Source organism: Pedobacter montanisoli, from assembly GCF_022809115.1.
In the GTDB taxonomy this organism is placed as follows: domain Bacteria; phylum Bacteroidota; class Bacteroidia; order Sphingobacteriales; family Sphingobacteriaceae; genus Pedobacter; species Pedobacter montanisoli.
The window spans coordinates 1,054,457-1,067,583 of sequence record NZ_JALGBH010000001.1 but is presented as its reverse complement, the minus strand read 5'-3'; the positions used below and the strand labels follow the sequence as shown (position 1 = coordinate 1,067,583).

The following is a 13,127-nucleotide window of genomic DNA, read 5'->3' as shown; positions in this document are numbered from 1 at the left end:
AAATTACAAGATTTTTCTAATTGGGCAGGCTTATTCTATTTTATTTCTTTTCCGTTAAAAAATATGCTCTTTAGTTCAAGATTACCATCAAGGATCAAGAAGTTACTCTTGTTACCAACTTCCAAAGTACCACCTCTATTAAAACCGGCCGCTAATTTTGAAGGATATACCGTGGCCATGGCAATTGCAGTAGGCAAATCAATATTGCAGTGCTCTACACAATTTTTTACGGCCTGTAACATGGTTAGAGAAGAACCAGATAATGTGCCGTCAGGCATTACAAATTTTCCGTCTACCGCTTTATGCTGATAAGGGCCCATATTACAATCTGTAACCGCATCCGTAATCAAAAACAAACGCTCTTTCATTTGCTTATGTGCCATCTTCACTACTTCAAAATCTACATGCATACCGTCTGCTATAATACTTGCCATTGCGCTATGATGGTTAAATGCGGCTGTGGGTACACCAGGTTGTCTGTGTAGAATTGGCGACATGGCATTAAATAAGTGGGTGGTAGTTTGTACACCCTTATTATATGCTGCCATTGCCTGTTCAAACGTGGCATCACTATGACCTAAAGAAACGATAATGTTATGATCTATAAGGTAAGTAATGATTTCATCGTCCTGCAATTCAGGCGCAAGCGTAATCATTTTAACCGTTCCATCTGCAAAATCTAATAAAGCTTTAATTTCATCTAAAGAGGCTTTTCTGATGTATTCTAAAACATGAGCACCTCTTTTTTTAGGGTTGATAAAAGGCCCTTCAAGATGTAAGCCCCAGCAGTTTTTTGCATATTTTCTGTGGGATTTTATAACCTCAATACAACGATTAAAAACTTCAGGTGTATTGGTTGCCAAGCAAATCAAGAATCCTGTTGTTCCTTCTTTTAAGAGTTGATTTTCTATAAAACCAATGCTTTCAAGCGTAGGGTTAGCAGAAAATAGTTCTCCACCTGCTCCATAAATTTGTAGATCAATAAAACCAGGCACCAATAAATCACCATTCGGCAATACATCATCATTCGCTTGAATATGGGTAACCGCTTCTTCAGTAAAGCTGAAACTTTCTAAACGTTTGATCTGGTTATGGTAAAGAACGTTCAGATTTTCTACATTTAACATGACAATAAGGATAAAGAAATTAAGATACGAATAACGGCTTTTTATCTCGCAAAAAAAAAGCTTCAGGTTAAACCTGAAGCTTTTTAAATTTATGTAATTGCTAATTAAGCGCCTAATTGTACACGTTTAAAAGCAGTAACTGTTAATCCTTTAGAAGTGTTATCTAAGAATTTACGAACATCTACCGAACCATCTTTAACAAACTCTTGGTTTAATAAAGTGTTTTCTTTATAAAATTTGTTCAATTTACCAGCAGCAATTTTCTCAACCATTTCTTCTGGTTTACCTTCTGCACGGATTTGCTCTTTAGCGATTTCTAACTCACGCTCGATAGTAGAAGCATCAACATCAGCTTTGTCTAAAGCAACCGGGTTCATAGCAGCGATTTGCATTGCAACATCTTTACCAGCTTCTTCAGCACCAGCTACATCTTCATTTAAAGCTACCAATACCCCTAAACGGTAGTTTCCGTGGATATAAGCAACTACTTTTTCTCCGCTAACTACTTCATACTTAGAAATACCGATTTTTTCACCGATTTTACCTGTATTTTCTACGATTGATTCTTCAACTTTTTGTCCGTCTATTTCTAAAGCTAATAAATCAGCTAAAGTAGCAGGATTTTTTTCAATTGCTAAATCAGCAAATTTTTGACCTAAAGCAACGAAATCAGTATTCTTAGCAACGAAATCGGTTTCGCAGTTTAATTCGATAATTACACCACGTTTACCATCTGCAGTAGCTTTAGCAATTACTACACCTTCGTTGTTATCTCTATCTTGACGAGAAGCAGCAACTTTAGCACCTTTTTTACGTAAGTAATCAACTGCGGCTTCGAAATCACCGTTAGATTCCATTAATGCTTTTTTGCAATCCATCATGCCGGCACCAGTTTGTTGACGTAATCTATTTACATCTGCGGCAGAAATTTGTACTGTTGACATCTTATTTTTTTGTTTTTAAATGACAAGCGGCAGGCGTTTGGCGCTTTAACGCTAATCGCCTACCGCTTAACTTATCTTATTTAATTCCCACCATACTGGCAGGCAATGGTTTTTTAAGCTTCTTTACTATCTTCTGTAGATGATTCTACTTCTGCAGCAGCTTTTTTACCTTTTTTTGCAGGAGCTTCTGGAGCATCAGCAGCAGTTTTAGCAGCTACAGCTTCTTTTTCAGCTTCTTCATCTTTCTCACGTTTACGCTCTTCTAAACCTTCCTCAATAGCTTTAACAATTACGCTAGTAATCAAAGAAATTGATTTTGTAGCATCATCATTAGCTGGGATAGGGAAATCGATGTTTGAAGGATCAGAGTTCGTATCAACCATTGCAAAAGTAGGAATGTTTAATTTCAAAGCTTCTGCTACAGCGATATGTTCTTTCTTAACATCAATTAAGAAGATAGCCGCAGGTAAACGGTTCAAATCAGCGATACCTCCTAAAAGGTTTTCTAATTTGATACGCTCACGTTGGATCATTAAGCGCTCTTTTTTAGAAAGAATTGCATAAGTACCGTCTTTAGTCATTTTATCGATGTTAGCCATCTTTTTGATTGACTTACGTACGGTAGCAAAGTTAGTTAACATACCACCTAACCAACGCTCGGTTACGAAAGGCATATTTACTTTTTTTGCTTGATCAGCAACAATTTCCTTTGCTTGTTTTTTAGTAGCAACAAATAAAATCTTACGACCAGATTTTACGATTTGTTTTATTGCAGAAGCAGCTTCTTCTGTTTTTGCTAAAGTTTTATTTAAATCAATAATGTGGATTCCATTACGCTCCATGAAAATATAAGGAGCCATTTTTGGATTCCATTTGCGGGTAAGGTGACCAAAGTGTACACCTGCATCCAATAAGTCTTGATATGTTGTTCTTGCCATTGTTTTGTCTCCTTAAGATTAACGTTTACTGAATTGGAATCTCTTACGAGCTTTTGCACGTCCTGGTTTTTTACGCTCAACCATACGCATATCACGGGTCATTAACCCTTTAGCACGTAAAGCAGATTTTTTCTCAGCATCAAGTTCAACAATAGCTTTAGCAATAGCTAAACGAACAGCCTCAGCCTGACCTTTAACACCACCACCTGATACATTTACTTTAACATCGTATTTACCAGCAACCTCCGCAACCTCAAACGATTGGTTTACGATATATTGTAAAGGCAAGGTAGGAAAATATACTTTATAGTCTTTACCGTTTACGGTAATTGCACCGTTGCCGTCTGTTAAATAAATACGGGCAACTGCTGTCTTTCTTCTTCCTGAAGTATTTGTAGTTGACATTTCTTTTCTCCTTTAATTAAAGTTTAATGGTTTTTGGTGATTGTGCCGCATGCGGATGTTCAGAACCAGCATAAACATAAAGGTTGGTATATAATTTTTTACCCAACTTAGTTTTAGGCAACATACCACGTACAGCTTTTTCTACGATACGAGTAGGATGCTTTGCCAATAACTCCTTAGGAGAAATAAATCTTTGACCACCTGGATAACCTGTATAAGAAATGTATTCTTTTTCTTCTAACTTGTTACCAGTTAATTTAACCTTGTCTGCATTAATAACAATTACGTTATCTCCGCAGTCTACGTGTGGGGTGTACTCTGGCTTGTTTTTTCCTCTGATAATCATTGCGATTTTAGAAGACAAGCGCCCCAAAATCTCTCCTTCTGCATCAATAACAACCCACTGTTTGTTAACAGTTTTAGCATTCGCAGAGACAGTTTTGTAACTTAACGTATTCACTTGCTTTTATTTAATTTGTTAATAATTTTTACAATCCCGCTTTTTACGGGACTGCAAAGATACGGCAATTAATTGAATTACAAAACAGTTAAGTAAAAAAGTTTTGGGCAAAATGGAGAGACTATAAGTTATCTGGTTTGAACCCTATTCTTCTTCTAGGGGCGGCTTTCTTTTCGGTCAGCTCATCTAAATATGTAAATACCAGTTCTATATTCTTATCGTGATTTTGCAGATGCTTTTTAATATCGGTAATTTCCAGTTTCAGTTCGCTATGTTCGTTAAGTAGTTTTCTTAGCCTTGTAAATATTCTTACAATTTGTATGTTTACCTGTATTGCTTGGGAGCTGTTGAGCACACTTGATAACATAAGTACACCATGCTCGGTAAAGACGAAAGGAAGCTTTCTTCTTCCGCCCCAACTTGAAGTCGCAATTTGCGACTTCAAGTTTTTCCATTCGTTTTCTGTTAATTGAAACATAAAGTCTTCAGGAAAACGATCTGGATTTCTGCGAACTTGTTCATTAAGCCGTTTTGTTTCAACTTGATAAAGTTCTGCCAAATCACTATCGAGCATTACTTTTTGCCTTCGTATTTCATAAATCTTATTGATGACAACTTCATCATTAAAAGAGGAAAGAGCGTTTTTATTTGTCATGGATTATAATTCTTTATTCTTCAAGATAAACAATTATAACGAGTAATAACAGCAGATGACCTCAGGAAATCTTATCAAAAGAAATACCTTGATTTTTGCGATGGAGATAATTTTTTAGCAAGTTATTCTCTGGTTTATCTAAGAGTTGATCTTCATTTAAGATCTCTATTACCGTGTTTCTTGCTTCTTGTAAAATAACCTGGTCATGAGCCAGGTCTGCCACTTTCAATTCTATAGTACCGCTTTGCTGGGTTCCACTAATATCACCAGGGCCACGTAATTGCAAATCAACTTCAGAAATCTCAAAACCATTATTTGTTCTAACCATAGTTTCCAATCGCTGCTTCGAAGTAGGGTTCAGTTTATTGCCCGACATTAGAATACAAAATGATTGTTCAGCACCACGCCCAACCCTGCCTCGCAACTGGTGCAATTGAGATAAACCAAATCTTTCTGCATTTTCAATCACCATTACAGATGCATTAGGCACATTAACACCAACCTCTATTACCGTAGTAGCCACCATAATTTGTGTTTTACCTTCAATAAAACGCTGCATTTCAAATTGCTTATCGGTATTGCTCATTTTGCCATGCACAATACTGATCTGGTAATCAGGTTGTGAAAACTGGTAGCTTAATTGCTCAATACCTGCTTCGAGATGTAACAAATCCAGTTTTTCACTTTCCTTAATTAAAGGATAAACGATATATACCTGTCGTCCTTTGGCAATTTCCTGCTTCATAAAGCCAAACATTCGTAAGCGCTGGCTCTCATAAAAATGTCGGGTATCAATAGGCTTTCTTCCTGCAGGTAATTCATCTATTACTGATACATCCAGATCACCATATAAAGTCATAGCTAAGGTTCGTGGTATAGGAGTAGCTGTCATTACCAATATATGAGGAGGGATATTATTCTTTCTCCAAAGCTTTGCCCTTTGCTCAACCCCAAATCTGTGCTGCTCATCAATTACAACCAACCCTAAATTCTTAAACTGAACTTTATCTTCAATTAAGGCGTGTGTACCAATTAAGATATCTATTTCACCTTTTTCTAATTGTTGATGAATCAGAGTGCGTTGTTTTTTTGTAGTACTTCCGGTTAAAATAGCCACATTAACCAGGTCATCTTTAACCAGATCTACCACAGATTGGTAATGCTGCCTAGCCAAAATCTCTGTAGGTGCCATCATGCAAGCCTGGCAACCATTGTCATTGGCTAACAACATGCTCATTAAGGCCACCACCGTTTTACCACTTCCTACATCACCCTGTACCAACCTGTTCATTTGCGCACCTCTCTGCGTATCTATCCTGATTTCTTTAATTACCCGTTTTTGCGCGTTGGTTAGATCAAATGGCAAGATTTCATTATAAAACTTGTTTACTTTTTTGCCTACATTGTTAAAAACAGCTCCTTTAAATTTTAAACTATTGATTTGTTTGTTATACAGTAGCTGTAATTGTATAAAGAAAAGTTCTTCAAATTTTAAACGTCTCTGCGCTTGCTGCAACATAGCTGCACTCGCAGGGAAATGAATATGCCGATAGGCATCTTTACGTGATATTAGTCTGTATTTTTCCAACACATAACCTGGCAGAGTTTCCCTGATTTCATTTATATGCAGTTCTAAAATAAGCTGTATCAGCTTTTGTATGCCTTTGCTATCCAAAAAACTTTTCTTCAGCTTTTCGGTAGAATTATAAATAGGCTGCAGTGTTAAATTTCCGGTAAGTCCTTGTTGTCGGGGATAGTTTTCTAACTCGGGATGCGAAATACTGAATGTTCCGTTAAACAAAACCGGTTTTCCAAAAGCAATGTAAGCACCTCCTTTTACAATATGTTCATCAACCCATTTTAAGCTTTGAAACCATACCAGTTCCATTACTCCTGTATCATCTGCAAATTTGGCTACAATTCTTTTTTTCTGTTTATCACCAACTGTTTCTTTACCGATGATCTTACCTATTACCTGTACCAAAGGCAAATCAGGATTTAGCTGATTAATTTTATAGAAACGGGTTCTGTCTATGTACCTGAAAGGAAAATGCTCTAAAAGTTGTGCATAAGTAGATACCCCCAGCTCTTTTTGTAAAAGCTCAGCACGCTTAGGGCCAACGCCTTTTAAATAAACTAAAAGTGTATCTAAATTATTAGCAAACAATACTTTCTATTTTATTTTAAAAGTAAGGATATCTTTTATCAACTTCCAATTAAAGAGAAAAACGGCAAAAAGCAATAATAAATATGCCGTAATCTGATGGGCACCTATATGCTCATTAAAATATAAGATGGCTACTGCAAAAGCAATGATAGGATTAATATAAATAATAATACCCAGCGTTGAAGAAGGGATTCCTACCAGTGCAAATAAGCTTAAAAACAAAGGAATAATGGTAAAAACAATCGCAATGAGGAATATATTTAGCCAAAAACTTGTTTCTGCAGGCACTTGGGTATGCTGATAAAAAAATAAAGGTATCATCAGCAAGACAGCAATTAAGATCTGAAATGCCAAGACATTAAGCTTATCCAGGCTTTGCATCTTACGCTGTAAAATTAGATAAAACGCATAAAGTGCCGCAACAATAACCGACCATGTTACTTCTAAAAAAGAACCTGTGGCCAGCATTAAAATACTGGTTGTTGCAATAGCCAAAGCTATCATCTGCAATTTTGAAAGATGCTCTTTTAAAATAAGATAGCCACCAAAAGCAGTAATTAAAGGGCATACCATATAGGCAAATGCACCCGATTTGATACTAATATTATTGATTGCAAAAATAAAAGTGTACCAGTTTGCTGTAAGCAATAAGGTTGAACCGATAATCTGTGTAAGAATAACTCGCTTGGTTTTACGGTCTACCGATTTGAAATATGCAATATCTTTTTTAAGCTCTGCCTTGCGGAATAAAAAAATAACCGCCCATATAACCAGCAAAGAAGCAAAAATGCGAAAATATAAAATCTGATTGGCTGGGTAAGCTCTTAGATTTCTTAACGGAATAGCAAAGAAGCCCCATATTGCTGTTGACCCAAAAGCCGACAACAAGTATTTTGATTTATTATTGGTCAACTTTATCCTTTATACGCAGTTACAGAAATCTCAACATTAACACCTTTGGGCAATCCTTTTACAGCCACGGTTTCTCTTGCCGGAAAATCGCTTTTGAAATAAGAACCGTAAACCTCATTAACTTCTGCAAACAAAGACATATCTGATAAGAATATGGTTGTTTTTACCACATCTGTTAATTGGTAACCTGCTTCTACCAATACAGCTTTTACATTGCGCATTACCTGATGCGTTTCTTCTTTTACAGAACTTATATTTAATTCGCCGTTTTCAGGGTTAATTGCAATCTGGCCCGAAGCAAATAAAAACCCATTGGCAATTACGGCCTGGTTATATGGTCCAATCGGAGCCGGAGCATTGGTGGTATTAATGACTTTTTTCATCACGTTAATAATTAAAAGAATATTTTATAAAGAATGCCCAATACAAACATGGTTATAGCAATAATATTAATCCAACGCATAACCTTTAGATTAAAGTTCGACTCTTTCTGTTGTTTATTTTCCATGTCAAATATGAATACACAAAGCTAACAAAAGTTTAAAATTCATACTCTTTTCTATGTAATCTTTATATGAGCACCTGTATAAACACAAAAAATCTCGTCCGGTTTCCCGAACGAGATCATAAATCTTAAATGTTTAAACAATTAAAACTTTACACCTAACCCAACCTGAAATACCTGATTTTTAAATTCGGGTGTAGTTGTGGTTCCGTTTTCATTATTTTTCTGGAAATCCAACGCATATCGCCCAAAAATTCCAAATTGGCTGTTCACGTCAAAACGGGCACCTATTACCCCACCCAATAAACTCTTTTTAAAACGATCAGATTCATCCTCAACAACTTTCTGCTCTGTTACTGCAAACCCATTCTCAAATTTGTTATTGGTAGATAACAGGAAAGACACCTGAGGGCCAGCTACCAAATTCAATCCCGGAGCCAATTGAATGCTCGCCAAGATTGGAAGGTCTATAAAATGCGTGGTCTGGGTAAATTTACCAAAGCTCGATGTTAATTTGTAACCTTTGGTTGAGTACAACAACTCAGGCGTAAAAGCCAGGTTTGGTAATAATTTAATATCTAAGGTTACACCTGCGTTATAACCTACCAGATAATCTGATTTAAAATCATTATTTCCATCATCTTTTATGATATTGGAATAGTTAAGTCCGCCTTTAACCCCTACCCTGATAATTTTATCGGTAGATTGGGCTTTTACACCTGCGGCCATAAATACGAAAGCGACTGCTGCAATTAATAACTTTTTCATCGTGTATAAATTTTGGTTCCACAACAACCTGTAATAATAATGCCAATTCAACAGGGTTTGTGATAAGATATGGTTAAGAAATCCTACCAATCCCATTAAAAACAGTTATTTACAATTATATATTCTAATTAAAAAGCGTGAACGTCGCTTATTTTTAGTGTCTATAAAAAAATACAACCCTCACTTTCAATTAAAAATAATCAGTCCGTGAAATTTTGTAAAATTTTAACTCCTTTTTTGATTTTATTGATATTTATTGACCTGTTGAGATAAAAATTTAGCATTTTTGAATTTAGAACTCACATATTACTTAATAACCTGATGAAGAAATTATTGACTTGTGGCCTTGTCTTCTCGGCCATATTTGGTCTGAGTACAGCAAAAGCACAAAATCAGCAAAAATCGTATTTAGAACTTTTAAAAGATGAACCTAAATGGGTAGATTCTGTATTTAATCGTTTGAGCAAACGCCAGAAGATTGCGCAAATGTTTTTTGTAAGAGCCCATACAAATATGCCTAAGGCTTTTCAGGATTCTATCGGAAAAGTTATCAAAAAAGAAAGAGTTGGCGGATTGATTTTCTTTCAGGGTGGACCTGGCCGTCAGGCAATCCTGACCAATCAATACCAAAAGAAAACAAGAGTACCTTTATTGATTGCTTCTGATGGCGAGTGGGGCTTAGGAATGCGTTTGGACAGTACCATTTCCTATCCATACCAAATGGCTTTAGGCGCTATACAAGACAAACAGTTGATTTACAAAATGGGGCTTGAAGTGGCCAAAGATTACAAGAGAATTGGTATGCACATGAACCTTGCACCTGATGTAGATGTAAACAACAACGCCAAGAACCCGGTTATCAACTACCGTTCTTTTGGCGAAAATAAATATAATGTAGCCGAAAAGGGAGCTGCTTATTTAAAAGGTATGCAAGATGGCGGTTTAATGGTCAGCATTAAACACTTTCCGGGGCATGGCGATACAGATGTAGATTCACATTACGATCTGCCTCAGCTTAAATTCACTGCCGAACGGTTAGATAGTTTGGAGCTTTACCCTTTTAAAGAGCTGATCAAACAAGGCGCATCAGGTGTGATGATTGCACACATGAATATTCCGGCATTAGACCCTACACCCAATCTTCCTTCTACGCTTTCTAAACCAATTGTTACCGGTCTTTTAAAAGAAAAGTTAGGCTTTAAAGGCATCATCATTTCTGATGCAATGGAAATGAAAGGTGTGGTAAAGTATTTCAAAGATGGCGAGGCCGATGTGATGGGCGTAATTGCGGGTAACGATATTTTAGAACTATCTGAAAACAGTAAACGAGCCATTAAAATGGTTAGAAAAGCCGTTAGAGAAGATCGCATTAGCATGGAGAGAATTGATGAGAGCGTAAAGAAAATCTTAACTGCTAAATATTGGGCAGGATTAAACAAAAACGTTTTTGTTGATGAGAATAATGTTTATGAAGGTGTTAACAGACCTGAAAGTTATACTTTGCTTAAACAATTAGCTGATGCCAGCATGACTTTGGTGAGAAACAATGGCTATCTTGAACGTCTAACTCCAAATAAAAGAACGGTAATCATCAATGTAGGCACACCAAATGAAACAACTTTCCAGAAAGAGCTTACCTCATTCTATAAAAATGCTGTTGTTTACAACGTTGATAAAAATGCAAATGCAGCAGCTATTACTACAGTAGTAAATAATATTCTACCAGAAGACCAAGTTATCGTAGGGATTTTTGATACACGTACCCGTCCGGGAAACAACATTCCTTTAAACCAGGACGTGAAAGCTTTTATTGCAGCAATGGCTAAAAAAGATGTAGGTTTTGCCTTGTTTGCAAATCCTTACAATTTGGCTAACATTCCAGGTATTGAAAATGCAAAAGCGCTTCTGGTTGCTTATCAGAAAGAAGATTATATGCAGAAATCTGCCGCTTCGGTATTTAAAATTCAGCTTATACCTACCGGAAAATTACCGGTTACAGCCAACAGCTATTTTAAATCAGGAGATGGTTTATAATCATAAAAAAAGGTGTCTGAAAATTTCAGACACCTTTTTTTATTTTGAATTAACCGCAGCTACTGTCCAGTTTTTCAAGAAATCTAAAATCAGTTTCGGGTCATGTCCATTGCCTTTTTCAAGGTAGGCTGAGTTCTGAATATGAATAACTTCACCTGCACCATTTAAGATTACAAAAACCGGAAATCCAAAACGTCCGGGATTTTTCAATCGTTTTAAGGTTTCTTCATTTTTATTTTCCGGACTGTAATTCACCAATACAGTTTCGTATTTTTCATTCAGATAGTTCTTTAATTCAGGAGTTGCGTCAACTAAATCATGAAATCTGATGCACCATACACACCAGTTACCACCCACCTGAACAAAAACATTTTTATTTTCTTTCTTGGCTTTGGCTATCGCCTTATCTAGATCAGCCTTTGCATTGGCTTCTACATTGTAAATTTTAACCGGTTTATTATCTGTCTGCGCATTGGCAACCAGCATACCTATAACACAGGTTAAAAGCAGCAATATTTTTTTCATTGTCTTTGAATTTATGATAGTTAACGTACAAAAGTAAGGAATCCATACGCACAATTAATTCCTCCTACTTGAATTTTACTTTTAGCTGTAAATAAATTTATTCAATCGGCCAGATGAAGCTAGGCATGTTTTAATTAATTTTACATTCTGTCATGCCCCGTTTTTTAGATCTACATACGCATACTGTAAAACAAAGTGAAGAGGTAACAGCTATACAAAGCCTTTCCATTACACAGGATATCTTTCTGGCCATGCCTAAAACCAGACCTATTTCTATTGGCATACATCCCTGGTATGGTAATTTACCAGAGCTGCAAACTCATATGAAATACCTGAAGGTGTTGTCCAAACAGCAAAATGTTAAGCTAATTGGAGAATGTGGACTGGATAAACTACGGGGCGCACCTTTAAATGAGCAAACAGAAATTCTAACCAAGCAGATACAGCTTGCTGTTCAGCTAGATAAACCTATAATTCTACATTGTGTAAAAGCATTTGACGAACTAATCGCCTTAAAAAAACAATTAAATCCATCCGTTCCCATGATTATACATGGTTTTGATAAGAAACCTGAATTGGCTTTACAGCTTGTGCATAATGGTTTTTTACTTTCTTTCGGTTCAGGATTAATTAAACGCCCATCAACTGCACTGGCCTTCCAACAAATTGGTGATGTATTCTTTCTCGAAACCGACAACAGTAGTTTTAGCATAGAAGAAATTTACCAGAAAGCAGCAGAATTAAAGAAAATAAGTATAGAACGACTTAAAGATATTATTTTTGCCAACTGGAAAAAGTTGAACTTATTATAGTTCAGCCACAAAGCTTATTTTTTAGAATTAACAATAATTTAAATGTCTGATTTAGCATGGCTGTCACGTTCTGCCCTATTGGTAGGTGATGAGGGAATTGAAAAATTACAAACCAAACATGTTCTGGTAGTAGGTTTAGGAGGTGTGGGTTCATTTGCTGCAGAATTTGTTTGCAGAAGTGGTGTGGGCGAAATGACCATTGTTGATGGTGATGTGGTTGATCCCAGCAATCGTAACAGACAATTACCTGCACTCTCAACTAATCATGGTGTTGCCAAAGCAGAAATCATGCGTGAAAGATTATTAGCTATTAATCCTCAGTTAAAGCTCCATGTTATCCAGGATTTCCTGACACCTCAGAAATGTCGTGAAATTTTAACCACAAGATTTGATTATATCATGGATTGTATCGATAGCATTACACCTAAAGTTACCCTGCTATCAACTGCCTTGCAATCTAACCTTCCTATTGTAAGTTCCATGGGAGCAGGTGGAAAATTAGATCCAACCAAACTGCGTGTAACCTATTTAACAGATACCTATCAGTGTGTATTTGCACAATATGTTCGTAAACGTTTAAAAAAATTAGCCAATGCAAGCTCTATAAAAGCCGTTTTTTCTATTGAAGAAGTGATGAAGGAATCGCTCATTATGACAGATGGGAGCAATTTCAAACGCTCGGCTTATGGAACCATTTCTTACTTACCAGCTGCCTTTGGTGGCGTTTGTGCTTCAGTGGTTATTCGTGACTTATTAGGTTATAAAGTAGATATCGAAAAAAGACCCGAACGCATCAGCAAAAAATCGATTGTTAAAGCCAAACAGAAAAAAGAAGCCCAATAAATTCAAGAATTAAGAAAATTAAATAAGACATC

General features: G+C 36.3%; 15 protein-coding genes. 3 read left to right on the top strand and 12 right to left on the bottom strand.

What is annotated here, in order from left to right:
* Nucleotides 1–35: 35 nt before the first annotated feature.
* From nagA to MMF97_RS04635, 11 genes are all read right to left on the bottom strand, one after another.
* Nucleotides 36–1,127, bottom strand: coding sequence for an N-acetylglucosamine-6-phosphate deacetylase (gene nagA, locus MMF97_RS04680; RefSeq protein WP_243359973.1), 1,092 nt, complete (start codon nucleotides 1,125–1,127; stop codon nucleotides 36–38).
* Between the two features lie 104 nt (nucleotides 1,128–1,231).
* Nucleotides 1,232–2,071 carry a translation elongation factor Ts gene (gene tsf, locus MMF97_RS04675; protein WP_243359963.1) on the bottom strand — a complete coding sequence of 280 codons (840 nt, stop codon included), beginning with the start codon at nucleotides 2,069–2,071 and terminating at the stop codon, nucleotides 1,232–1,234.
* A 113-nt stretch (nucleotides 2,072–2,184) separates the two neighbouring features.
* Entirely contained in the window at nucleotides 2,185–3,009 is an 825-nt protein-coding gene (gene rpsB / locus MMF97_RS04670) for a 30S ribosomal protein S2 (RefSeq protein ID WP_243359960.1), read from the bottom strand.
* Between the two features lie 18 nt (nucleotides 3,010–3,027).
* On the bottom strand, nucleotides 3,028–3,414 hold the full coding sequence (rpsI, locus tag MMF97_RS04665; protein ID WP_243359958.1) for a 30S ribosomal protein S9: 387 nt from the start codon (nucleotides 3,412–3,414) through the stop codon (nucleotides 3,028–3,030).
* 16 nt (nucleotides 3,415–3,430) lie between these two features.
* On the bottom strand, nucleotides 3,431–3,874 hold the full coding sequence (gene rplM / locus MMF97_RS04660) for a 50S ribosomal protein L13 (protein ID WP_243359937.1): 444 nt from the start codon (nucleotides 3,872–3,874) through the stop codon (nucleotides 3,431–3,433).
* 121 nt (nucleotides 3,875–3,995) lie between these two features.
* Nucleotides 3,996–4,529: an ORF6N domain-containing protein gene (locus MMF97_RS04655; protein ID WP_243359928.1), complete on the bottom strand. Its 534-nt coding sequence runs from the start codon at nucleotides 4,527–4,529 to the stop codon at nucleotides 3,996–3,998.
* Between the two features lie 61 nt (nucleotides 4,530–4,590).
* The gene (gene recG / locus MMF97_RS04650; protein WP_243359926.1) at nucleotides 4,591–6,696 is read right to left on the bottom strand and encodes an ATP-dependent DNA helicase RecG; all 2,106 of its coding nucleotides are present in this window, start codon (nucleotides 6,694–6,696) and stop codon (nucleotides 4,591–4,593) included.
* 6 nt (nucleotides 6,697–6,702) lie between these two features.
* Nucleotides 6,703–7,608 (bottom strand): EamA family transporter, encoded by a 906-nt coding sequence (locus MMF97_RS04645; RefSeq protein WP_243359924.1) that lies wholly within the window; start codon nucleotides 7,606–7,608, stop codon nucleotides 6,703–6,705.
* Nucleotides 7,609–7,610: 2 nt separating this feature from the next.
* A complete protein-coding gene (locus MMF97_RS04640) occupies nucleotides 7,611–7,991 on the bottom strand; it encodes a RidA family protein (RefSeq protein WP_243359916.1) in 381 nt (126 codons plus the stop codon).
* An 11-nt stretch (nucleotides 7,992–8,002) separates the two neighbouring features.
* A complete protein-coding gene (locus tag MMF97_RS14615) occupies nucleotides 8,003–8,116 on the bottom strand; it encodes a DUF6728 family protein (RefSeq protein ID WP_317228597.1) in 114 nt (37 codons plus the stop codon).
* 141 nt (nucleotides 8,117–8,257) lie between these two features.
* Nucleotides 8,258–8,881: a porin family protein gene (locus MMF97_RS04635; RefSeq protein ID WP_243359915.1), complete on the bottom strand. Its 624-nt coding sequence runs from the start codon at nucleotides 8,879–8,881 to the stop codon at nucleotides 8,258–8,260.
* A 321-nt stretch (nucleotides 8,882–9,202) separates the two neighbouring features.
* On the opposite strand from MMF97_RS04635, the gene MMF97_RS04630 reads away from it, so the two are divergent.
* A complete protein-coding gene (locus MMF97_RS04630; RefSeq protein ID WP_243359913.1) occupies nucleotides 9,203–10,915 on the top strand; it encodes a glycoside hydrolase family 3 protein in 1,713 nt (570 codons plus the stop codon).
* Between the two features lie 39 nt (nucleotides 10,916–10,954).
* On the opposite strand, the gene MMF97_RS04625 is transcribed toward MMF97_RS04630, so the two are convergent.
* Complete coding sequence (locus MMF97_RS04625) at nucleotides 10,955–11,440, bottom strand: thioredoxin family protein (protein ID WP_243359911.1); 486 nt, start codon at nucleotides 11,438–11,440, stop codon at nucleotides 10,955–10,957.
* A gap of 152 nt (nucleotides 11,441–11,592) precedes the next feature.
* Here MMF97_RS04625 and MMF97_RS04620 point away from each other — a divergent pair, with 152 nt between their 5' ends.
* Nucleotides 11,593–12,252 (top strand): TatD family hydrolase, encoded by a 660-nt coding sequence (locus MMF97_RS04620; RefSeq protein WP_243359910.1) that lies wholly within the window; start codon nucleotides 11,593–11,595, stop codon nucleotides 12,250–12,252.
* Nucleotides 12,253–12,294: 42 nt separating this feature from the next.
* Nucleotides 12,295–13,095 carry a tRNA threonylcarbamoyladenosine dehydratase gene (locus tag MMF97_RS04615; protein ID WP_243359907.1) on the top strand — a complete coding sequence of 267 codons (801 nt, stop codon included), beginning with the start codon at nucleotides 12,295–12,297 and terminating at the stop codon, nucleotides 13,093–13,095.
* Nucleotides 13,096–13,127 lie beyond the last annotated feature (32 nt).